Source organism: Mycobacterium sp. (assembly GCF_019247635.1).
GTDB lineage: Bacteria > Actinomycetota > Actinomycetes > Mycobacteriales > Mycobacteriaceae > Mycobacterium.
Genome location: NZ_JAFBAR010000078.1, coordinates 38,137 through 60,216 on the forward strand (window position 1 = coordinate 38,137; position 22,080 = coordinate 60,216).

General features: G+C 67.4%; 24 protein-coding genes. 1 reads left to right on the forward strand and 23 read right to left on the reverse strand.

The genetic code is table 11. The features are described from left to right. Position 1 precedes the first annotated feature (1 nt). Genes nuoK through JO236_RS11990 form a run of 11 tightly spaced genes read right to left on the reverse strand, consistent with a single transcriptional unit; the run spans position 2 to position 10,391 of the window. Positions 2-301, reverse strand: a complete 300-nt coding sequence (gene nuoK, locus JO236_RS11940) for an NADH-quinone oxidoreductase subunit NuoK (protein WP_044510267.1) — start codon at positions 299-301, stop codon at positions 2-4. Then, positions 298-1,086, reverse strand: coding sequence for an NADH-quinone oxidoreductase subunit J (locus JO236_RS11945; protein WP_293329950.1), 789 nt, complete (start codon positions 1,084-1,086; stop codon positions 298-300). The genes nuoK and JO236_RS11945 overlap by 4 nt, the downstream gene beginning before the upstream one ends. A 20-nt stretch (positions 1,087-1,106) precedes the next feature. Continuing rightward, entirely contained in the window at positions 1,107-1,712 is a 606-nt protein-coding gene (gene nuoI / locus JO236_RS11950; RefSeq protein WP_416362226.1) for an NADH-quinone oxidoreductase subunit NuoI, read from the reverse strand. Continuing rightward, complete coding sequence (gene nuoH, locus JO236_RS11955) at positions 1,666-2,928, reverse strand: NADH-quinone oxidoreductase subunit NuoH (RefSeq protein ID WP_293329888.1); 1,263 nt, start codon at positions 2,926-2,928, stop codon at positions 1,666-1,668. Before nuoH ends, nuoI begins: the two co-directional genes overlap by 47 nt. After that, positions 2,925-5,342, reverse strand: a complete 2,418-nt coding sequence (locus JO236_RS11960; protein WP_293329891.1) for an NADH-quinone oxidoreductase subunit G — start codon at positions 5,340-5,342, stop codon at positions 2,925-2,927. The genes nuoH and JO236_RS11960 overlap by 4 nt, the downstream gene beginning before the upstream one ends. Beyond that, entirely contained in the window at positions 5,339-6,676 is a 1,338-nt protein-coding gene (gene nuoF, locus JO236_RS11965) for an NADH-quinone oxidoreductase subunit NuoF (RefSeq protein ID WP_293329893.1), read from the reverse strand. The genes JO236_RS11960 and nuoF overlap by 4 nt, the downstream gene beginning before the upstream one ends. Then, on the reverse strand, positions 6,673-7,452 hold the full coding sequence (gene nuoE, locus JO236_RS11970; protein WP_293329896.1) for an NADH-quinone oxidoreductase subunit NuoE: 780 nt from the start codon (positions 7,450-7,452) through the stop codon (positions 6,673-6,675). The genes nuoF and nuoE overlap by 4 nt, the downstream gene beginning before the upstream one ends. Further along, on the reverse strand, positions 7,449-8,747 hold the full coding sequence (gene nuoD / locus JO236_RS11975) for an NADH dehydrogenase (quinone) subunit D (RefSeq protein WP_293329899.1): 1,299 nt from the start codon (positions 8,745-8,747) through the stop codon (positions 7,449-7,451). The genes nuoE and nuoD overlap by 4 nt, the downstream gene beginning before the upstream one ends. After that, complete coding sequence (locus JO236_RS11980; RefSeq protein ID WP_293329902.1) at positions 8,747-9,454, reverse strand: NADH-quinone oxidoreductase subunit C; 708 nt, start codon at positions 9,452-9,454, stop codon at positions 8,747-8,749. The genes nuoD and JO236_RS11980 overlap by 1 nt, the downstream gene beginning before the upstream one ends. Then, entirely contained in the window at positions 9,451-10,005 is a 555-nt protein-coding gene (locus JO236_RS11985; RefSeq protein WP_293329905.1) for a NuoB/complex I 20 kDa subunit family protein, read from the reverse strand. The genes JO236_RS11980 and JO236_RS11985 overlap by 4 nt, the downstream gene beginning before the upstream one ends. A gap of 8 nt (positions 10,006-10,013) precedes the next feature. After that, positions 10,014-10,391 (reverse strand): NADH-quinone oxidoreductase subunit A, encoded by a 378-nt coding sequence (locus tag JO236_RS11990; RefSeq protein WP_293329908.1) that lies wholly within the window; start codon positions 10,389-10,391, stop codon positions 10,014-10,016. Between the two features lie 397 nt (positions 10,392-10,788). Here JO236_RS11990 and JO236_RS11995 point away from each other — a divergent pair, with 397 nt between their 5' ends. Further along, positions 10,789-12,066 (forward strand): PPE family protein, encoded by a 1,278-nt coding sequence (locus tag JO236_RS11995; RefSeq protein WP_293329911.1) that lies wholly within the window; start codon positions 10,789-10,791, stop codon positions 12,064-12,066. A 58-nt stretch (positions 12,067-12,124) separates the two neighbouring features. Here JO236_RS11995 and JO236_RS12000 read toward each other — a convergent pair whose 3' ends face one another. The 12 genes from JO236_RS12000 to JO236_RS12055 form a co-directional block, all read right to left on the reverse strand. Then, a complete protein-coding gene (locus tag JO236_RS12000; protein ID WP_293329914.1) occupies positions 12,125-12,526 on the reverse strand; it encodes a hypothetical protein in 402 nt (133 codons plus the stop codon). A gap of 30 nt (positions 12,527-12,556) precedes the next feature. Then, positions 12,557-13,093: a YceI family protein gene (locus tag JO236_RS12005; protein WP_293329917.1), complete on the reverse strand. Its 537-nt coding sequence runs from the start codon at positions 13,091-13,093 to the stop codon at positions 12,557-12,559. A gap of 32 nt (positions 13,094-13,125) precedes the next feature. After that, positions 13,126-13,551 (reverse strand): nuclear transport factor 2 family protein, encoded by a 426-nt coding sequence (locus JO236_RS12010; protein WP_293329919.1) that lies wholly within the window; start codon positions 13,549-13,551, stop codon positions 13,126-13,128. A gap of 19 nt (positions 13,552-13,570) precedes the next feature. Then, positions 13,571-13,915: a DUF6285 domain-containing protein gene (locus JO236_RS12015; protein WP_293329921.1), complete on the reverse strand. Its 345-nt coding sequence runs from the start codon at positions 13,913-13,915 to the stop codon at positions 13,571-13,573. Then, complete coding sequence (locus JO236_RS12020; protein WP_293329923.1) at positions 13,912-14,874, reverse strand: phosphotransferase family protein; 963 nt, start codon at positions 14,872-14,874, stop codon at positions 13,912-13,914. Before JO236_RS12020 ends, JO236_RS12015 begins: the two co-directional genes overlap by 4 nt. Beyond that, a complete protein-coding gene (locus JO236_RS12025; protein WP_293329926.1) occupies positions 14,867-16,111 on the reverse strand; it encodes an acyl-CoA dehydrogenase family protein in 1,245 nt (414 codons plus the stop codon). The genes JO236_RS12020 and JO236_RS12025 overlap by 8 nt, the downstream gene beginning before the upstream one ends. 25 nt (positions 16,112-16,136) lie before the next feature. Further along, the gene (locus JO236_RS12030; RefSeq protein WP_293329929.1) at positions 16,137-16,757 is read right to left on the reverse strand and encodes a TetR/AcrR family transcriptional regulator; all 621 of its coding nucleotides are present in this window, start codon (positions 16,755-16,757) and stop codon (positions 16,137-16,139) included. 5 nt (positions 16,758-16,762) lie between these two features. Then, positions 16,763-17,659 carry a hydroxymethylglutaryl-CoA lyase gene (locus tag JO236_RS12035; RefSeq protein WP_293329932.1) on the reverse strand — a complete coding sequence of 299 codons (897 nt, stop codon included), beginning with the start codon at positions 17,657-17,659 and terminating at the stop codon, positions 16,763-16,765. Then, positions 17,656-18,873, reverse strand: coding sequence for a CaiB/BaiF CoA transferase family protein (locus JO236_RS12040; RefSeq protein WP_293329935.1), 1,218 nt, complete (start codon positions 18,871-18,873; stop codon positions 17,656-17,658). The genes JO236_RS12035 and JO236_RS12040 overlap by 4 nt, the downstream gene beginning before the upstream one ends. After that, on the reverse strand, positions 18,874-20,046 hold the full coding sequence (locus JO236_RS12045; protein WP_293329956.1) for an alpha/beta hydrolase: 1,173 nt from the start codon (positions 20,044-20,046) through the stop codon (positions 18,874-18,876). It lies immediately after the preceding gene. A gap of 8 nt (positions 20,047-20,054) precedes the next feature. Next, the gene (locus tag JO236_RS12050) at positions 20,055-21,161 is read right to left on the reverse strand and encodes a homogentisate 1,2-dioxygenase (RefSeq protein WP_293329938.1); all 1,107 of its coding nucleotides are present in this window, start codon (positions 21,159-21,161) and stop codon (positions 20,055-20,057) included. Between the two features lie 92 nt (positions 21,162-21,253). Beyond that, positions 21,254-22,080: NHL repeat-containing protein (locus JO236_RS12055; protein WP_293329941.1), on the reverse strand; the 827-nt coding region annotated here is incomplete at its 5' end.

The window sequence follows — 22,080 nt, forward strand, 5'->3', positions numbered from 1 at the left end:
CTTAGCCTTTGAGTAGATTCGCGTCGTCTACCGACGCCGATTTGCGGGCACGGAAAATCGTCATGATGATGGCCAGGCCGATGACGACCTCGCAGGCGGCCACCACCATCGTGAAGAACGCGATCATCTGCCCGTCCAGGTGGCCGTGCAGGCGCGCGAACGTGACGAAGGCCAAATTGACGGCGTTGAGCATCAGCTCCACGCACATGAACATGACGATGGCGTTGCGTCGCAACAGCACACCGGCGGCGCCGATGGTGAACAGCAGCGCCGAAAGGTAAAGGTAATTGGCCGGATTCATGATGTCCCGCCTTTGATCGCCTCCCGGCCGGGTTCGCGGGTGGCGGTTTTCTTGCCGTCCGCCCCGCGGATTTCCAGGATCGGGGATACCGACAGTTCCGAGTAGGAGCCGTCGGGCAGCAGCGCGGCCACGTCGACCGCGTTGTGACGGGCGTAGACACCCGGGCTGGGTAGTGGGGTGGGGTGGCCGCCGGGGCGGAACCGGTCTTCGGAGAGCTCGCGCTGGGTCTTGCGGCGCTCGAAGCGTTCTCGGTGGGCCAACACCATCGCGCCGACGGCCGCGGTGATCAGCAGCGCGCTGGTCAACTCGAACGCCCACAGATAGCGGGAAAAGATCAGCGCGGCCAACCCCTGGACGTTGCCGTTGGCGTTGGCGGCGGTCAGCCCGGCGAAACCTCCCGTTGCGACGTTGCCGATGGCGGCGATCAGCAGAATGCCGAATGCGAGACCGGTGCCCACCGCGGCGACGCGCTGCCCGCGCAGCGTTTCCTTCAGGGACTCCGCGGAATCCACTCCGATCAACATCAGCACGAACAGGAACAGCATCATCACCGCGCCGGTGTAGACCACGACTTGGACGACACCGAGGAACACCGCGTCCTGGACCGTGTAGAACACCGCGAGGCTGATCATCGTCATCGCCAGGAACATCGCCGAGTACACCGCGTTGACGGCCAACACCACCCCGAGCGCGCCGGCCACGGCCACGGCTGCCAGCACCCAGAAAGTCACCGCCTCGCCGGTAGAGGTGCGAACTATGGTGTCGGAGGCCAGATTCGAGGCCAGCACAACGCCCGGTAATACGGTCACCGGGCTGCTCCGTCGGATCCCGCGCCCTGGGTCTCGTGCAAGCCCTGCGCGGTCACGTTGCCCTGGTAGTAGTCCTTGTCGGTGGCCCCCGGCGCCCTGGGATGCGGCGGGGCGGTCATCTCGGGCAGCAACGGGGCCAGCAACAGGTTCTTTTCGTAGATCAGGTCGGCCCGGTTGTCGTCGGCCATCTCGTAGTTGTTGGTCATCGTCAGCGCCCTGGTGGGACAGGCCTCGACGCACAGACCGCAGCCGATGCACCGCAGGTAGTTGATCTGGTACACCCGGCCGTACCGTTCCCCGGGCGAAAACCGCGCCTCCTCGGTGTTGTCGGCGCCCTCGACGTAGATCGCGTCGGCCGGGCACGCCCAGGCGCACAACTCGCAGCCGATGCACTTCTCCAGGCCGTCGGGGTACCGATTGAGTTGATGACGCCCGTGGTAGCGCGGCTTGACCGGGCCCGGCTTCTCCGGATACTCCTCGGTGACCCGCTTTTTGAACATCGACCCGAACGTCACACCGAATCCGGCCAAGGCATCCAAAGAATGCCGGATAGATCTAGCCACGTGTTTTCTCCTTGCTCGCGCCGGCCAGGGACTTCGCAGGCAGCGGCGGCGTGGGGAACGCCGGCTCGATGGCCTTCGGGGTTGGGGCTTGCTTGCTCAGCCGGCGCTGCTCCCGCTCGAATTGGCGAATACTGGGCGTGCTGAACGGTTTTCGCAGCAGCAAGACCAAGGCCACGGCGAAGACGATGCTGCTGGCCACCAGAATCGGGGTCCAGTGCGACAAACCCTGGTCGCGCAGCGTGCGGATGACCGCGGCGATCAGCACCCAGACGAGCGAGGCAGGGATGAGTAGCTTCCAGCCCAACGCCATGAACTGGTCGTAACGGAGCCGGGGCAGGCTGGCTCGCAGCCACATATAGATGAACAGGAAGGTCCACATCTTGGCGGTGAACCAGAGCACCGGCCACCAGCCGACGTTGGCCCCCGGCCACATGTTGATCGGCCACGGAGCATGCCAGCCGCCGAAGAACATGACCGTGGCGAGCGACGAAACCGTCATCATGTTGACGTATTCGGCCAACATGAACATGGCGAACTTCAGCGACGAGTACTCGGTGTGGAAGCCGGCGACCAGCTCACCCTCGGCCTCGGGCAGGTCGAATGGGGCGCGGTTGGTTTCGCCCACCATCGAGATGAGATAGGTGATGAACGACGGCAGCAACAGGAACACGTACCATACCCGGTCCTGGGCCGCCACGATCTGCGATGTCGACATGGTGCCGGCGAACAGGAAGACGGCCGCGAACGACAGCCCCATCGACACCTCGTAGGAGATGACCTGCGCGGTGGAGCGCACCCCGCCCAGCAGCGGGTAGGTGGAGCCGGATGCCCAGCCGCCCAACACGATGCCGTACACCCCGATCGCCGACAGCCCCAGGATGAACAGCACCGCGACCGGCAGGTCGGTCAGCTGCAACGGCGTGCGGTGGCCAAAAACCGACACCTCCGGGCCGAACGGGATGAACGCGAACGCGGTGAACGCGGGGATCGTCGAGATGACCGGCGCCGCCATGTAGACGAACCAGTCGACGCCGCGGGGAGTGATGCTCTCCTTGAGCGCCAGCTTGATCCCGTCGGCGAGGCTCTGCAGGGCGCCCCATGGCCCCGCCCGGTTGGGGCCGGGCCGCAGCTGCATCCAGCCCAGGATCTTGCGCTCGAGCAGGATGGCGACCAACACGTTCAACATGAGGAACACGAAGATGGCCAGCGCCTTGCCCAGCACCAGCCACCAGGTGTCGTGTCCGAAGGCGGTCACGCTCCCACCCCGATCGCCACGACGCCGCCGTTAGTTACGCCCAACTGCCGGTGCACCGCGGAACCCGGCGAGTTCAGCGGCAGCCACACCACCCGGTCGGGCATGTCGGTGACGGTCAGCGGCAACGTGATCGAGCCGCGCGACGTGCTGACGGTGACGTCCTCACCCTCGGCGGCGCCTATCTCGGCCGCGGTGTCGGCCGACAACCGCACCACCGGTGCGCGCGCGGTGCCCGCCAGATACGGTTCGCCGTCCTGCGAGCGGCCCTCGTCGAGCAGCAGGCGCCAGCCGGTCAGCACGGCCTCGCCTTTGCCGGGCTCGCGGGGACCGGTTGCTTCGACATTCGGGCCGCCGGGGCGTTTTCCGCTCCAGCTGCCCAGCCCGGCCGCCTCGGCCCGCGCCGCCTCCACGGTGGACACCCCCAGATAGACACCCATCTCGTCGGCCAGTGCGTCCAACACCCGGTGGTCGGATTGGCTCGCCTGCAACGTGCTGCCGCGCAGCGCGGGCTCGAACGGGCGGTAGCGGCCCTCCCAATTGACGAAGGCGCCGGCCTTCTGCGTCGTCGGCGCGACCGGAAAGACCACGTCGGCGCGCGCGGTGACGGCGCTGTGCCGCAGCTCCAGGCTGACCACGAAGCCCGCCGCGTCGAGTGCGGCCAGCACCGCGTCGGGATCGGTGAAATCGGCTGGCTCGACACCGCCGACCACCAGCGCGCCCAGGGTTCCGTCGGCGGCGGCGGCCAGGATGCCATCGGCGTCCCGCCCAGGGGCAGTGGGCAGTTCGTCGACGTGCCAGGCCGCGCGCACCTCCGCGCGGGCGGCGTCGTCGGCCAGGGGACGGCCACCGGGCAACAGGTTGGGCAGCGCGCCGGCCTCCAGCGCGCCGCGCTCGCCGGCCCGACGCGGCACCCAGGCCAGGCGCGCCCCGGTGGCGTCGGCGAGGCGGGCCGCGGCGGACAAGCCACCGGGCACCGTGGCCAGGCGCTCACCGACCAGAATGACCGCGCCGGGCGTGGACAGCAGGTCGCCCAGTTCACCGGTGGCCAGGCCGTCCAGCGTCGCGGGCTCGGCGCCGGGAGCGGTCTTGAGCAGCCGGCCGGACATCTTCTTCAGCGACCGAGTCTCGAACGGGGCGACGGCGTAGATCGGCATCCCGTGCTTGCGCGCCGCCTTGCGCAGCCGCAGGAACACGATGGGCGCCTCGTCTTCCGGTTCGAACCCGACCAGCAACACCACGGGCGCGGATTCCAGGCCGGAGTAGCTGACGGTGATCGGGCGTCCGGCGACGCGGGCCGCCAGGAACTCGGTCTCCTCGGCCGAGTGCGGACGGGCACGGAAGTCAATGTCGTTGGTGTCCAGCGTGATTCGCGCAAACTTTGCGTAGGCGTAGGCGTCCTCCCAGGTCACCCGGCCACCGACCAGCACCCCGGTGCGGCCGCGGGCCGCCTCGAGTCCGTGGGCGGCCGCCACCATCGCATGCGCCCACGACGCGGGCTGCAGCGCGCCGTCGGCGTCGCGAACCAGGGGAGTGCTGAGCACGTCGGGTTGGGTCGCGTACCTGAAGGCCCACCGGCCCTTGTCGCAGTTCCACTCCTCGTTGACTTCCGGGTCGTCGCCGGCCAGCCGCCGTAGCACCTTGCCGCGGCGGTGGTCGGTGCGCTCGGCGCACCCGCCCGCGCAGTGCTCACACACGCTCGGGCTGGACACCAGGTCGAACGGGCGCGCGCGGAAACGGTAGGCGGTCCCGGTCAGCGCACCGACCGGGCAGATCTGCACCGTGTTTCCCGAGAAGTAGGAATCGAACGGCTCATTGGCGTAAATCCCGACCTGCTGCAGGGCGCCCCGCTCCTGCATGTCGATGAACGGATCCCCGGCGATCTGCTCGGAGAACCGTGTGCAGCGCGCGCACAGGATGCAGCGTTCCCGGTCCAGCAGCACCTGGGAGGAGATGTTGATCGGCTTGGCGAAGGTGCGCTTGACGTCGGTGAAGCGTGATTCGGCCCGGCCGTTGGACATGGCCTGGTTCTGCAGCGGGCATTCGCCGCCCTTGTCGCACATCGGGCAGTCCAGCGGGTGGTTGATCAGCAGCAGTTCCATCACGCCGTGCTGGGCCTTGTCGGCGGCCGCCGACGTCAGCTGGGTGCGCACCACCATGTCGTCGCTGACCACGGTGGTGCAGGAGGCCAGCGGCTTGCGTTGTCCCTCGACCTCGACCAGGCACTGCCGGCATGCGCCGACCGGCTCGAGCAGGGGGTGGTCGCAGAACCGCGGGATCTGGATCCCGATCAGCTCGGCCGCGCGGATCACCAGAGTCCCCTTGGGAACGCTGATTTCGACCCCGTCGATCGTCAGCTTCACCATCTCCGGTTGGGCAACCCCGTCGCCGGTTTCAGTTTTGGCCGCACTAGTCACTTGGCTGTCGTCCCCTTCACGCTTTCGCGCCCACTGGTCAGCATGGAGTCTTTGGGGTCGAACGGGCATCCACCGTGTTCGACGTGGGCGATGTACTCGTCGCGGAAATGCTCGATCGACGACGTCACCGGGCTCGCGGCGCCATCGCCCAAGGCGCAGAACGACTTTCCCAAGATCGCGTCGGAGATGTCGAGCAGCTTGTCGAGATCCTCGCGGATGGCACCGCCGGTTTCCAGACGCTTGTAGATCTGGTCCAGCCAGAAGGTTCCTTCGCGGCACGGCGTGCATTTCCCGCACGATTCGTGTTTGTAGAACTCGGTCCAGCGCCGCACCGCGCGAACCACACACGTGGTCTCGTCGAAGATCTCCAGCGCCTTGGTCCCCAGCATCGACCCCGCGGCGCCCACGCCCTCGTAGTCCAGCGGCACGTCCAGGTGCTCGTCGGTCAAAAGCGGCGTCGACGATCCACCCGGCGTCCAGAACTTGAGCCGGTGACCGGCACGGACCCCGCCGGCGTACGCCAGCAACTCGCGCAACGTGATGCCCAGTGGCGCCTCGTACTGGCCCGGCCGGGTCACGTGCCCGGACAGCGAATACAACGTGAAGCCGGGCGATTTCTCGCTGCCCATCAACCGGAACCAGTCGACCCCGTTGAGGATGATCGGCGGCACGCTGGCGATGGTCTCGACGTTGTTGATCACCGTGGGGCAGCCGTACAGGCCGGCCACCGCGGGAAACGGCGGGCGCAGCCGCGGCTGACCGCGGCGGCCTTCCAGCGAATCGAGCAGCGCGGTTTCCTCGCCGCAGATATAGGCGCCCGCTCCCGCGTGCACCACCAGTTCCAAATCGAAGCCCGACCCGGCGATGTCGCGGCCCAGGAAGCCGGCGTCATACGCCTCGGCCACCGCGTTCTGCAGCCGCCGCAACACCGGCAGCACCTCACCGCGCACGTAGATGAACGCGTGACTGGCGCGGATCGCGTAGGAGGCGATGATGACGCCTTCGACGAGCAGGTGCGGTGTGGCCAGCATCAGCGGAATGTCTTTGCACGTACCGGGTTCCGACTCGTCGGCGTTGACCACGAGGTAGTGCGGCTTGGCGGCGGCACCGGTGTCGCCCTGCGGGATGAACGACCATTTCGTGCCGGTGGAGAAGCCCGCACCGCCGCGCCCGCGCAGCCCGGAGTCCTTGACGGCCCCGATCACCGCGTCGGGCTCCATCGCCAGGGCCTTCTTCAGCGCCTGGTAACCGTCGTAGCGCTGATAGGTCTGCAGGGTCCACGACTCGGGGTCGTCCCAGTACTTACTGATCACCGGGGTCAAAGGCGTGGTCATGACTGAGCCTCGGGTGCTTCCGGCGCCTGCATGCCCTGCTCGTGGGCCACCCGCAGGCCGGCCAGCGTGGCCGCACCGGCGCCGCCCTGGCCGTCGTCGGGACGCGGGTCGGGCAGGCCGGCCAGGATGCGCGAGGTCTGGCGGAAACCGCACAGCGGCGCGCCGCGGGTGGGCGCCTTGGGCTCGCCGGCGCGCAACGAGTCCACGAGTTCGCGCGCCGACTCAGACGTCTGGTTGTCGAAGAATTCCCAGTTGACCATCACCACCGGCGCGAAGTCACAGGCGGCGTTGCACTCGATACGTTGCAGCGTGATCGTGCCGTCGCCGGTGGTCTCGTCGTTGCCGATGCCCAGGTGTGCCTGGAGGTCGGAGAAGATGGCGTCGCCGCCCATCACCGCGCACAGCGTGTTGGTGCACACGCCGACCAGGTATTCGCCCGTCGGGCCGCGCCGGTACATGGTGTAGAAGCTGGCCACCGCCGATACCTCGGCGCCGGTCAGTCCCAGCTGGCTCGAGCAGAACTCCAGACCGGCCGGCGTCAGGTAAGAGTCCTCGCCCTGCACCAGATGCAATAGCGGCAACAACGCCGAGCGCTTGTTGGGGTAGCGGCCGATGATCTCCTTGGCCTCGACCTCCAGTCGCGCCTGTACTTCCGCCGGGTACGACTGCGGGGCGCCCTCGACCACGAACTGGCTGGGCTCTTCGGCCGGCGGACCGAGCCGGATGAATACGCGCTCTCCGGAGTGAGGGACCGGGTTGGAATCGGGTTCTGTCATCGATCCACCCCGCCCATCACCGGGTCGATGCTGGCGACCGCGGTGATCAGATCGGCGACCATCCCGCCCTCACCCATGGCGGCGACCGACTGCAGGTTGGTGAAGGAAGGGTCCCGATAGTGCACCCGGTAGGGACGGGTGCCGCCGTCACTGACCATGTGCACGCCGAGCTCACCGCGCGGTGATTCCACCGCCGCGTAGACCTGGCCCGCCGGGACGCGAATGCCCTCGGTGACCAACTTGAAGTGGTGGATCAACGCTTCCATCGAGCTGCCCATGATCTTGGCGATGTGCTCCGGGGAGTTGCCCATGCCGTCCGGGCCGACCTTCAGGTCCGCCGGCCAGGCGAGCTTACGGTCCTCGATCATGGTCGGTCCGGGCCGCAATTTGTCCAGGCACTGCTCGACGATCTTGATCGACTCCCACATTTCCTTGACGCGAATCATGTAGCGGCCGTAGGCATCACACGTGTCCGCGGTGATCACGTCGAACTCGTAGTTCTCATAACCGCAGTAGGGCTCGCTCTTGCGCAGGTCGTGGGGCAGCCCCGTGGAACGCAGGATCGGGCCGGTGATGCCCAGCGCGATGCAGCCGGTCAGATCCAGGTAGCCCACACCCTCGGTGCGCGCCTTCCAGATCGCGTTTTCATTGAGCAACTCGCCCATCTCGCGCAGCGGGACACGCAGCTGCTTGAGGGCTTCCTCGATCTCTTTTTCGGCGTTGGGCGGCAGATCCTGCGCGACGCCGCCGGGCCGGATGTAGGCACTGTTCATCCGCAGCCCGGTGATCGATTCGAACAAAGTCAGGACGATCTCGCGGCCCCGGAAACCGACGAACATCGGGGTCATCGCGCCCAGTTCCATGCCGCCGGTCGCCAAGGCGACCAGATGCGACGAGATCCGGTTGAGCTCCATCATCATCACTCGGATGACGTTGACGCGCTCCGGGATCTCCTCGGTGATGCCCAGCAGCTTCTCCACGCCCAGGCAGTAGGCGGTCTCGTTGAAAAACGGTGCCAGGTAATCCATCCGGGTCACGAAGGTGACGCCCTGCGTCCAGTAGCGGTATTCGAGGTTCTTCTCGATTCCGGTGTGCAGGTAGCCGATTCCGCAGCGGACGTCGGTGACCGTCTCGCCCTCGATCTCGAGGATCAGCCGCAGCACTCCGTGCGTGGAGGGGTGCTGGGGGCCCATGTTGACGACGATGCGTTCGCCGGGATCCGCGTTACGGGCCGCGTCGACGATCTCGTCCCAGTCCTGACCGCCGGCGACCAGGACGGTTTCTGTGTTGGTCATCAGTTATAACCCCTCCGCTCGTCGGGCGGAGGTATCTGCGCGCCCTTGTATTCGACCGGGACCCCGCCGAGTGGATAGTCCTTGCGTTGCGGATGCCCGTGCCAGTCGTCGGGCATCTCGATTCGGGTCAGCGACGGATGGCCGTCGAAGATGATCCCGAAGAAGTCATACGTCTCGCGCTCGTGCCAGTCGTTGGTCGGGTAGATCGAAAACAACGACGGGATATGCGGATCACTGTCCGGCGCAGACGCTTCCAGCCGGACACGGCGGTTGTGGGTGATCGACTGCAGCGGATAGACGGCGTGCAGCTCCCGGCCCGTCTCGTGCGGATAATGCACCCCGCTGACACCCAGACACAGCTCGAAGCGCAGTTCGGGGTCGTCGCGCAGCCGCTGGGCGACCTGCGGCAGCAGCTCCCGACGCACGTGCAGGGTCAGTTCGTTGCGATCGACCACGACCTTCTCTATCGCGTCTTCGTACTCGACGCCTTCGCGCTGCAACGCGTCTGCCAGCCGGTCGGCGATGTCGTCGAAGTAGCCACCGTAGGGCCGGGGACTGCTGCCGGGCAGCGTGACCTCGCGCACCAGGCGTCCGTAACCGGAGGTGTCACCACTGCCGGTCACCCCGAACATGCCGCGCCGGACGTTGATCACTTCCTGATCGGCCACCGCAGTTGCTTCCTGCGGATCCTGGTCTGGCGAACTCATCGCAGCAGTCCGCGCATCTCGATCGTGGGCCTGGCCGACATCGCGGCTTCCTCGGCTTCGGCGATGGCGTCCTGCCGGTTGACGCCCAGCGGCATTTCCTGAATCTTCTCGTGCAGCTTGAGGATTGCGTAGAGCAGCATCTCCGGGCGCGGCGGGCAGCCGGGCAGGTAGATGTCGACCGGCACGATGTGGTCGACGCCCTGCACGATCGCGTAGTTGTTGAACATCCCGCCCGACGAGGCGCAAACGCCCATGGCGAGAACCCACTTGGGCTCGGCCATCTGGTCGTAGATCTGGCGCAGCACCGGTGCCATCTTCTGGCTGACCCGCCCCGCCACGATCATCAGATCGGCCTGCCGGGGCGTCGCCGAGAAGCGCTCCATGCCAAACCGCGCGATGTCGAACCTCGGTCCCGCCGTCGCCATCATCTCGATGGCGCAGCAGGCCAACCCGAACGTCGCCGGCCACAGCGAGTTCTTGCGAACGTAGCCCGCCACCTTCTCGACTGTGGACAGCAGGATGCCGCCGGGCAGCTGTTCTTCCAGGCCCACGCCTTACCTCAATCCCACGTCAGGCCCCCGCGGCGCCACACGTATGCGTAGGCCACGAAAACCGTGAGCACGAACACCACCATCTCGACCAACGCGAACGTCCCGAGGGCGTCGTAGCTGACCGCCCATGGATAGAGGAACACGATTTCGATGTCGAAGACGATAAACAACATTGCGGTCAGGTAATACTTCACCGGAAACCGCTGCCCGCTGGCCGCGTGCGGGCCGCTGACCGAACTTTCGGTGGGCTCGATCCCGCACTCGTAGGCCGCCAACTTGGACCGGTTGTAGCGTGACGGGCCGGCCAGGCTCGCGATGAAAACCGAGCCCACGGCGAAGGCGGTGGCAATCGCCCCCAGCACCAGGATGGGTATGTAGACGTTCAACTCGCTCCAAGGTCCGTGTAAAGGGCTTGTAGGGGCCGCCAGCGCAGCGGTCAGGCGGTGACTGGGCTGCTGTGACGTACGGGTTCTGCGTACCGCCACAGTGACCTTCAACATAGCGTCGCGGCGGCTGGAGCTCATGCCCGGGGTCCGCTTGCGTTCCCGTGCACGCGGCAACCGAATCGGTGCGACCATCGGTCGCCACGGCGACCATCGGCGACCATCGGCGACCATCGGCGACCGGCGGTCGAATATCCGGTCGACGCCCTCGACCGGTGGAATTATGTAAATTTGGGGGAAGCCCGCGGCGACGGCGTTATAGGCTGGTCGCCATCGGTGTTCGGTCGGGGGTTTCGGTGATTGTGCGCGGCTGCGACACCTACTTACGGAGGACGTGGCGATGAGTTTCTTTGCTTTGCCGCCTGAGATTAATTCTTTGCTGATGTATTCGGGCGCCGGTTCGGGGCCGATGCTGCAGGCAGCGGCGGCCTGGGATGGATTGGCTGCCGAGTTGGGGACGGCGGCAAACTCGTTTTCGTCGGTGACCTCGGGGCTGGCCGGTCAGGCGTGGCAGGGTGCGGCGGCCCAGGCGATGTTGACTGCGGCGGCACCCTATGCGGGTTGGTTGAGCGCGGCGGCGTCCCAGGCCATGGGTGCGGCAACGCAGGCGCGGACGGTGGTTTCGGCGTTCGAGGCCGCGGCGTCGGCGACCGTGGCGCCCATCGCGATCGACGTCAATCGCAATGCTTTCGTGCAGTTGGTGATGTCGAACCTGTTCGGCCAGAACGCGCCGGCGATCGCCGCCGCCGAGGCCCAGTACGAGGAGATGTGGGCGGCGGACGTTTCGGCGATGGTGGGGTACTACTCGGGAGCCGCATCGGCGGCCGCCCAACTGCCCAGTTGGCAGGGTGCCCTTCCGAGCCTGGGGGGTTTGGCTGGCCTGCCGAGCGCAGGCGGCGCGGCGGGCGCCATGGGTGGCGGAGCAGGCGCTGGACCGATCGCGGCAGCGGGCGGCGGGCAGGGGCCCGTCAGCTCGGGTCCGGCGTCGGGCGCAGGTGCGGGTGTCGGCGCGGGCACGGTGGGTGCCACCGGTGCCGGCCCCACCGCGCTGTCGAGCGCGGGCACCGGGGACGCGGGCGCCGGTTCGGGGATTGCCGACGGCGCGAATGCGGGCTCCGGTAGTCCTGCGAGTGCCCCCGGACTCAGCGCCGCCACCGCAAACCTGACTAGCGGCGCGGTCGGCCTGACGGCGGTCCCGACCGGGGCCTTCATGTCGGTGGCGATGGGTGCCTCAAGCCTGCTGGCGGCGACGGGTTCGTCGGCGACCACCGGGGGTGTGGCCACCGGTGGATTCGCGGCCACGGCACCGCCGGCGCGGCCGGCCGAAGAGCAAGCGGCCCCGGAAGCATCGGAAGCTGGAGCGGCCGAAGCGGTCGAGACCACAGCGCCCGCCGCAGAGACCGTCGAATCGGCAGCCGCAACGGTGGCGGCGGTGGACACCGCGGCGAGCGCAGTGTCGGCCGCGCCGGCGGCCGCGCCATCCGCGCCGGTAGAGCGGACGCCGGCGGCAGAATCCGCCAGGGGCGTGTGGCCCGCGATCAGCTGGGACTCGCCACGCGCGCCGGAAACTCCAGCCGAAGAAACTCCCGACGAAGAGGGTTTCCGGATTCGGGCGTGACTGGGACGTGGCCGGGACGTCGTCGTGCCTGATCGCCGGGCCTGATCGCCGGCCTTGACTAAATCGCTGGAGCGCGTAGCAGCCCGAGCACCGTGCGACCCAGCACGATGGGGTCGATCGGGTGCGAGACCGCGGCCTCGGCCCGCGACCAGTTCGCCAGCCAGGCATCGTCGGGGCGTCCGGTGAGGACCAGGACCGGCGGGCATTCCGTCAGTTCGTCTTTGAGCTGCTTGGCGATCCCCATACCACCGGTCGGCGTCGCCTCGCCGTCCAGGATGGCCAGATCGATGCCACCCTCATCCATCAGCTGTATCACTCGGGGACCGGTGGCGACCTCGACGTAGTTCAGCTCGGGCAGATCCGGATGCAGGCGCTTGCCCAGGGCCCGGATCACTCGTTCGCGGGTTTGCACGTTGTTGCTGTAGACGAGGATCCGCAGGGCGACCGTGGGTTCAGGCACGGTGGAGATGGTACTGGGGCGAGGCCGGCTTTACCGGGTCGCCCGCACGAAGACGGCCTCAGCGGCCACCGTCGCCGCGTCGCCGATCATGCCGAGCCTGTTCCAGTCCAGCCCGAACTGGGAGCGCTCCACTTCGGTTTCACCCGATATCCGCACGGAGCCGTCGTCCAGCTCGGCGATCGTCACGGGCAACGGGACCCACTCGGTCCTGCCTTTGATCGTGAAAGTGGCCCGCAGGTCGGCGGCGCGGGCGGTGGTCGGTTGCAGGGCGGTGACGGCGACACTCATGTGCGGGAAGCGTTCGGCGTCGAAGAAGTCCGCGGAGAGCAGGTGCTTGTCACGACGGCCGATGCCGGTGTCCAACGAGGCGACCTGAATGTCGAGGCGGCCCGAGACCGAGCGGTTGTCGGCGAGCTGTCCTTCGCCGGTGAACTCGGTGAACTTTCCCTTCACGGGCACCAGGCCCCACATGTTCTTGATCTTGAACGTGATCGTCGAGCGATCCGGAACCAAGGTCCACGCACCCGCGCTATCGGGATCGTCGAGGAATGTTTCCAGGGTCGTCATCACCAACCTCTTCTCAATCAGTGGTTTGGATCTCAGTGGGTTTCGATTAACGGGGCGAGATCGGCGGGGTCGAAATACTCGTCGATGCGGTTGATCAGGCTATCCGCGTCCAGTTTGATGACGATGCAGACCCGCATGGCGATCGACTGCCCGGCGTGACCGGTGCCGCGCAGGATGTGCTGCTGGACGAAGCCCCTGCCGGAATCGTCGTGGAAGATCCGGCGGTCGAGGATCTCGTAGCTGCGTTCGGCCGTCGCCGCGATGAACCAATCGATCACCCGCAGCGCACGCGGTTTGTCGTTGTCCCGACGCGCGCCCACCCGCCAGACCGCGATGTCATCGCTCCACATTTGTTCCACCGCGGCGACGTCGCTGTTCTCGATGGCGCTGAACAGCCGATCGGCGACCTCGACGATGCCGTCCTGGGCTTTCCCGGTTCTCCCCGTTCTCGCGGGCATGGCGTGACCTCCGTTCGCCTTAACAGCTGTCGTATCCGGGATGGGCTGCCGCCAACCGATGCCCGACCACTGCGCGCAGGCCGGCGAGCACGTCGTCGGGGCCGGCGTCCAGCTCGCCGGCCCGGATCGCGGCGGCAAGGGCGGCCTCGTCGCCGAAGCCTAAATGCGCCAGCGCCGCGTCCACCTCCGAGTGATCGGCATTGAGCAGTTCGCGTTCGACCATCCGCAACGCGTTGGCGGCCACTCGGGCGTGAAAATTGACCTGCCCGCTGGTCGCGTCCCGGACATCGCCTTCGAGGAACTCGGCGACCGCCGCGACTAGTTCGGCCGCCGTCGGCCGGCCGTGTCGATTGGTGCCGCTCATGTGGCCGCCTCCTCGAGCAGGTCGAGCAGATCCCATTCGTTCTCGCAGACCCGGCGGCCTATCGTCGCCAACTCCACGGACCGGGACTGCCCGCTCAGGTGGCGCTCCGCCTGGTAGCGGCAGATGATTCCCCACCGCAGCGTGGCCAGCACCAGCCACCAGCGAAACGTCACCCGGTCGACGCTAGTCCCGCCGGCCTCCTGATAGGCCCCCAGGAAGCTGTCAATGCTGCCCAGACCCCCGGCCGCGAGTTCCGCCGGAGCGCCGAACCGCCAGGCGCGCACGCAAAACCAGGCCAGGTCCTCGTAGGCCTCGCCGACGTGCACCAGCTCCCAGTCCAGCACCGCGGCGAGGTCGGATCCGTCTACGACGAGATTTCCCATCCGGTAGTCGCCGTGCACCAGCACCGACGGCTGCGACGCCGCGGGCCGGTTGGCGTCGAGCCAGCGGAACGTCCATTCGAAGGTGGCGGTGGTATCGCCGATGTCGTCGAGGCGCGTCCGCCACTGTGCGACGGGGTCCTCGCGGGTCAGGCCTTGATCACTCGCGTCGGCCCGGTGGATGGCCGCCAGCGCGCGGGCGCAGTGGCGTAGCAGCCGCTCCCGGCCCGCACCGTCGCCGAGTTGACGTTGGATGCGCCGGACGATGGTTTCGCCCTTGATCTCTTCGCAGATCAGAAACGGATTGCCCAGTGCCGCAGGCGAATCGTCGGCGGTCAGGACGTGCGGGACGGGCGCCCCTGCTGCCGCGGCGGCCGCCTGTACCCGCGCTTCCAGCTCCATGGTGGCGTGCATGTCGTCGGGCGGCCCGGTGCGCAGGATCAGTGCCCGGCGGTCGGCGCCCGTGACAGCGTCGAACGCCCAGGTGGTTCTGCTGGCGCCACCGGTGAGCACACGCAGGTTGTCGATTTCTGTCCCCCCGCCGAGCACCGCTTTCAGTTTGGCGGCCAGCTCAGCCACGGGCCTTGCCAAACTTGAACAGCCGCTGCGCGACTCGGCGGATCTGAATCTCCTCCGCGCCCTCGGTGATCCGGTACCGGCGGTGGTGGCGGTAGATGTGCTCGAAGGGTTCGTGCCGGCTGTAGCCCACGCCGCCGAACACCTGCATAGTGCGGTCGGCCGCGTCACAGACCAGCCGGTTGGCGCGGTAGTTGGCCATCGACACCTTGTCGGACACTTCCATGTGGTGGTTGCGGTCCAGGTGCGTGGCGGCGTAGTAGACCAGCAGCCGCACCATCTGTGCCTCGGTCTGCAGCTCGACCAGCGGCCACTGGATGGCCTGGTTCACCGCCAACGGCTTGCCGAACACCGTGCGTTCGCCGGCGTAGGCCACCGCCCGGTCGATGCAGTACTGTGCGGCACCGAGGCTGCTGGCGGCCTGACGAATCCTGTTCTCGTGCAAGAAGGTCTGGCCCACCTCGAGGCCGCGGTCGACTTCGCCGAGGACGGCGTCGTCGGGCACCCGGACGTCGTCGAGCTCGACCTCGCCGTGGTCGGTCGGCATGTTGAACGTCCACCAGTAGTACGGCACGGTGAAGCCGGGGGCATCGGTCGGAACCAGGAACGCGGTGATGCCGCGCGTCTGGCCGGCCTCGCCCGAGGTGCGGGCGAACACCAGGTCGTGCGTGGCGCGATGCACACCGGTGTTGAATCGCTTGGCGCCGTTAATGACCCAGCCGGCGCCGTCACGCTCGGCCCGGGTCTGCAACCAGGTGGCGTCGGACCCGTGATTCGGCTCGGTCAGCCCGAACGCCATCGAGCGCTCGCCGGTGATGAGCGCTTCGGTCCACTCCTGCTTCTGGGCCGCGGTGCCGAACCGGTCCATCATGATGACCTGGGGGAAATTGCCGACGATCGACGACTCGTCCTGCAGGTCGTTGTGCAAGCCGAGTCCCTTGTGCGCCAAATATTCCCGGATGACGGCCATGTCGATGTTGGTGCCGTCGCGACCGCCGAACTGTCGCGGCAGGCCGTAGCGCAGCCAGCCGGCCTTGTCGGCGCGCCTGCGCATCTCGCCGAGCAGGTCCTCCCATTCGCGTCGCGGAATGCCACCGTTGTCCCAGTCGGTGCGGGCATTCTCGCGGCGATGATCGAAGTATTGAATGTGTTCGCGTTCCAGTGGCTTGATCTCGGTCTCGATAAACTCATCCATCTCGGCGAGTAGGCCCGGAAGATGTTCTGGGAGGCTGAAATCCACGTTGATGATCTCCTCTTGTCGAACGCTAGGATCCGTACAGCGTCTTCTTCCAAATCCGCGACAGTGTGGTTATGGCGTCCGCGTCGTCGATCTTGACTCCGAGGTCGGATGGTCCCACGAAGACGGTCGTGAAGTTCTCGAACAGCAGGGCGATGGCGGCCGCGGTGTGCTCGGGATGGAGTTCACCGGCGTAGCCCTGCTCCTGGGCGCGCCGAACCGACGCGGCCACGATGTCCATGCCGAAGCGGCGGAATTCGTTCTGCACGGTGGCGAACCGCGGCTGGGTGACGGCCAGTTGGGCGACGGCGATCATGATCCCGATGTTCTGCTTGAAGATGTTCCAGTAGCCGGTGACCACCGAAGTGAAAAATGTGTCGTCGGCGGCGGAGTCCGGCAGGTGAACGCTTAGCCCGGACGGTTCGACGACGTCATGCAGGAACGACTCCGCGAGGGCGGCCAGTAGGTCTTCCTTGTCAGTGAAATACCGGTAGAACACCGCCGAGGATTTTCCCGCCGCGGCCGTGATGTCGGCCAGGGTGGTGCCGTGAAAGCCGCGCTCCGCGAACAGTTTCCGCGCGGCCTGTTCGAGTGCCTGCCGGGTCTGGAGGCCTTTGGGACTGAGCTTCCGCAATTCTTCGGCGGCCATCAGCATCAGTCCCGGATCCGGTCTCCCGCGCGCAGCAGGGCGCTCGGCAGGTCGTGGCCCACAACAGACTTCGCGACCTCGGCTGCCTCGAGGGAGGCAGACAGGTCGACATCGACGTGCAAACCGCTGTCGGTCAAGAGGTACACCAGATCTTCGGTGGCGATGTTGCCGGTGGCGCCCGGCGCGAATGGGCAACCGCCCAGGCCCCCGACCGAGGCGTCCAGCCGGGTGACACCGGCGCCCACGGCCGCATAGGCGCTCGCCAGTCCCGCGCCGCGGGTGTTGTGGAAGTGACCGCCGAGCGGAATGTCACCGATGACCGGACGAAGTTGCGCGATAAGCGAACTCACCCTGCCCGGGGTCGTGGTGCCGATGGTGTCCGCGATCGAGAACCGGTCCACGCCCCGGTCGCGGGCGGTGGCCCCGATGTCGAGCACCCGGCGGGGCGCCGTGGGCCCCTCGAACGGACAGTCCCACGCGGTGGCCACGATGACCTCCACGGAGACGTCGCTGTCGTGGGCGATCGCGACGATCTCGCCGATCTGTGCGGTGGCCTCGCCGCTGGTCCGCCCGACGTTGGCCATGCTGAATGCGTCGCTGGCCGCCACCACGTACTCGATCGACCGCAGCCCGGCCGCAACGGCGCGCTTGGCGCCGTTGGGACTGGCCACCAGCGCCGAGAACTCGATGTCGGGGTAGTTGTGCAGCTCGGCGGCCAGTTCGGCGGCGTCGGCCATGGACGGCACCTTCGTCGGCGACACGAACGCCGTGGCCTCCACCTCACGCACCCCGGTCGCGGCGACCGCGGCCAGCAGTTCCAGCTTGGCCGACAACGGGATTGGCTTCTCGATCTGCAGGCCGTCGCGCAGGGACACCTCACGGATGTCGATGTGGGGGTTCACAGCACCTCCTCGGCGCGCAATTCCTCGAGCTCCTCGGCGGTCTTGCCCAGCAGCCCGCCATAGACGTCGTCGTTGTGCTGGCCCGGTCGCGCCGGGCCGGCGTTGCGGACGCGGCCCGGCGACTCGGACAGCACCGGAACGACACCCGGTCCGAGGACGGCGCGCCCGACCCGTTCGTCGAAGTGTTCGACCAGCATGTCGCGGGCGCGTAGCTGCGGATCGTTGACCACCTCGGCGACCGTGTTGATCGGTCCGGCGATCACGCCTGCGGCAGAAAGGGTTTCGATGATCTCTGCGGGTTGGCGCTCGGCGGCCCACGCGCCGATGATCTTGTCCAGTTCGTCCTGGTTTCGGCCCCGCGCGACGTGCGTTGCGAAGCGGTCGTCGGCGATCAACTCCGAGCGTCCCATCGCCTGGCAGAGTCGGGCGAACACGGTGTTCTGGTTGGCCGCGATCACCACCCAGGACCCGTCGGCGCTGCGGTAGATGTTGGACGGCGCGATACCCTCCAGCCGGGTGCCCGACGGTCCGCGCACCACCCCACCCAGGTCGTAATCCGGAATCGTGGATTCCTGTACGGCCAAACATGATTCGGTCAGCGCGACGTCCACCACCTGGCCGTGCCCGGTGACGCTGCGGCGGTACAGCGCGGCCAGCGCGCCCTGGGCGCCGAACATGCCGGCCAGGCTGTCGCCCAGCGACAGCGCGAGCCGGGGCGGCGGCCCGCCGGGGAAGCCGTTGAGGTGACGCAGCCCGCTGGCGGCCTCGGCCACCGAGGCGTAACCCGCCTTGTGCGCGTCGGGCCCGGTCTGGCCGTAACCCGAGACGCGGACCAGGATGATGCCCGGATTGCGTTCGCTCAGCACGTTATAGCCGAGGTTCCACTTTTCCAGCGTGCCCGGCCGAAAATTCTCCACCACGATGTCGGACTTCTCGACGAGTTCCAGGAAGAGGGCCCGGCCGCGCGGCCGGCGCAGGTCCAGCGTGATCGCCCGCTTGTTGCGGGCGTGCACCGTCCAGAACACGTGCTGGCCGTCGAGTTCGGCCTGCCCCCAGGTGCGCAACGGATCGGGGGCGCCGGGCGGCTCCACCTTGATGACGTCGGCGCCCATGTCGCCGAGCAGCCGGCCGGCGAACGGACCGGCGATCAGGGTGCCCAGTTCGAGCACCCGGACGCCGTCCAGCGCACCGGCGGGGTTTGATCCCGAGGTCATTCACCCGCTCGCGAAGTCGTGGCGGATCAGCCAGTCGCTGACGATGTCGACGGCCTGGCGCAGCTTGTCCCGCTGGTCTGGACCCGCGTAATAGTGTGTGGCACCGGGAATTTCGTACATCTCCTTGTCGGGATGCCCGATCGCCTCGAAGAGCCGACGGGTGTGGCTGGGTGTGCAGGCATCATCGCCCAGGTTACCGATCACCAGCGCGGGGATCGCGACGTCCTTGCCGCACACCACGCCGTCACCCCGCGCGTCGTCATAACTCCACTGCGACAGCCAGCCCCGCAGGGTCGAGAAGCGGGCCAGCCCAACCGGGCCCATGTTCACCACCCGCGGATCGCCGAGGTAGCAGGTGCCCGGCGTGCGTTCGTTGGGGTCGACGGCCGGATCCAGCCAGCGCGGGTCGGCCATGGTGCCGTGCACCACGAACCCGAACTCGTCCTGCGGGCGGCCTGCGGCCCGCAGTGCGGCCAGCTTGTCTTTGACCCAGGCCGTGATCCGGCGGTTGCGATCGATCTGCTCCTGCCGGTACCGGGACAGAAACTCCTCGCTGTAGGGCGGCTGGTTGGGGTTGTCCGGGTTATACAAGTCCAGCTCGGGATCCCGCTGGGACGGGTCCGACTCGTCGAGAATGGACGCGTCCAGCCACTCCGTCAGCGTGCCGTGCCGGCTGATGTGCGCGGCGAGCAGCATGATGCCGTCGGCGGCGGGCAGCTCGAGCTGGGTCAGGTCGGGCCCGTCGCCCGACGGGCTGGACGTGATGGTCGCGTGCTGGGCCTGCTGCTGGTAGAACACCGACAGCGAGCCGCCGCCGCTCCAGCCGGCCAGCACCACCTTCTGATAACCCAGCCGGTTCTTGGCGTCCTTGATGCATTCACCGAGGTCCTCGACCACCTTCTCCATCAGCAACGCCGAGTCCGTGCCGCGGAACCGGCTGTTGCAGTAGATGACGTGGTGGCCGGCGCGGGCCAGCGCGTTGATCATCGGCAGATAGGCACCGCCGCCGATCGGGTGCATGAAGACCAGCACGGTGTCCGACGGCCGGTCCTTGGGCTTGAGCAGATAGCTCTCCAGCACGGTGATTTCGGCCAGGCCGCCGTACACGTCGCGCACACCGGAATTGTTCTGGAAGGCAACGAGATAGGGGATTCGGTCGTAGTCGTGCTTCACGGCCTGTTTCATGCGTGTTGTCCCAGGTCGTGCGCCAGCACTTCGGCAGACGGCGTCAGTCGCCGGCGGGTGTCGACGGCGATCACCTGCCAGTCCACCCGCGAGTACTCGTCGAACTTGCGCCGCGTACGTTCGCGCGCCTTCTCCGGGGCGCCGTGGTGAACTCCTTGCGGCGCATGGGAAATCAACCCGGGTGGCATCGGGATGCCGTAGAGCGAACCGCCGTGGAAGAAGGCGATCTCGTCGTAGTCGACGTTGCGGTGGTACCACGGCGTGCGTTCGGTGCCTTGGACACCTTCAGCCGGCTTCGGCAAAAAATTCATCACGTAAACGCCGGTGGCCTGCATGAACAGATGCACCGTCGGTGGCAGATGCACGCTGTCCGAGGCGATCACGTTGTAGTCGGCGATGTTGAAGGTGAACGCGAAGTTGTCGCCGCGCCAACCCTCCACGTCGATCGGATTGTGTTGGTAATACAGCGTTGTCGGGCCGCCGTCATGCATCAGCCGGACCTCGTACTCGTCGCGACCGGCCAATGCCAAGGTGTCGTCGATGGGGCTCGGCTCGGGAATGACGGCCTGTGACGGGTCGAACGGGAAGTGCCGGCCCAGCTGCCCGGGCGGGGGTACCCGGAACTCGTCGGTGGCCTCGACCATCAATAAAGTGGTTTCGCCGTCGGGTATTTGGCGCCAGGTACACGCCTTCGGGATGTAAACCCAGTCGCCCTCTCGATAGCGCAGCGGCCCGAACTCAGTCTCCAGCAGACCGGCGCCCCGGTGCACAAAGCACAGCAGATCCCCGTCGACGTGACGGGTGTAGAACGGCATCGGCTCGTGGCGGCGGCTCAGCAGAATTCGGCAGTCGGGGTTGCTGAACATCAGCAGTGGCCCACCGGCGGCGTCGGTGGCATCGCTGGGTTTGAGTTCGCTGGACAGCACGTCGATGGGGCGCAGTGGGCCGACGGCCCGGTACGCGGTGGGGTCGTGGCGACGGTAGATGTTGGCGGTCCGCCCGGTGAAACCGCCCCGCCCCAGCTCGTCGTCCTTGAGTCCGTCGAGGTCTGCATGCAGCCGTCGTGGAGTCTTGCCTTTTCGCAGGTGGATGAAGGATTCCATGCTGACTCCCCGGACCTTTCGACAGAAAACTGAAAGTGACATTACGTTTTCTTTTTGCGAATCACAAGAGGCGCCACGCTCCTACGCAGCGACTAACCCGCCGGCAGCTTGAGTATCCGGTTGTTGTCGCCGTCGGTGACATAGACATTGCCCGCCGCATCGACCGCGACCCCGACGGCATTTTTGAGGCCGCTGAACGGCAGCGCGGTTTGGGTGGTTGCGCCTGTCGCGAGTTTGACCACCCGGGTGTTGCCGTAGTCGACGACGTAGACGTCGCCCGCGGTGTCCGCCGCCACCCCCCAGGGCGAACGCAGGTCGGTGAAGGGCAACACCGTCGGGGTGCTCGAGCCGGCCGGCAGCTTGAGCACCCGGTTGTTGCCGTAGTCGGTGGCGTAGACGTTGCCCGCGGTGTCCACCGCGACCCCGTGGGGCGTGTCGAGTCCGGCGAACGGCAACACGGTCTGGGCGGTCCCACCCGCCGGCAGTTTGAGCACCCGGGCGTTCGAGTTATCGGCGACGTAGACGTTGCCCGCCGCGTCCACCGCCACCCCGAAGGGCCCCTGGAGTCCGCTGAACGGCAGCACGCTCGGGACGAGCGCGCCCGGTGTCAGCTTGAGCACCCTGTTGTTGCCCCAATCGGCGACGTAGACGTTGCCGGTGGGGTCCACCGCCACCCCGGCGGGGCTGCTGAGCCCGCTGAACGGCAGCAGGCGCGGGGTGCCCGTGCCGGCCGGCAAATTGGACACGCTGTTGCCGCTATCGGTGACGTAGACGTCGCCCGCGGCGTCGACAGCCAGCCCGTGGGGGTCGGTGATTCCGGTGGCGAGGACGACCTGGGCCAAGTAGGTCGTGTGCGTCGCCGGGGTCGAGGCGGGTGGGGCCTGGGTTGAGGTGGGGGCGGCTTGGGTGGGGGTGGAGG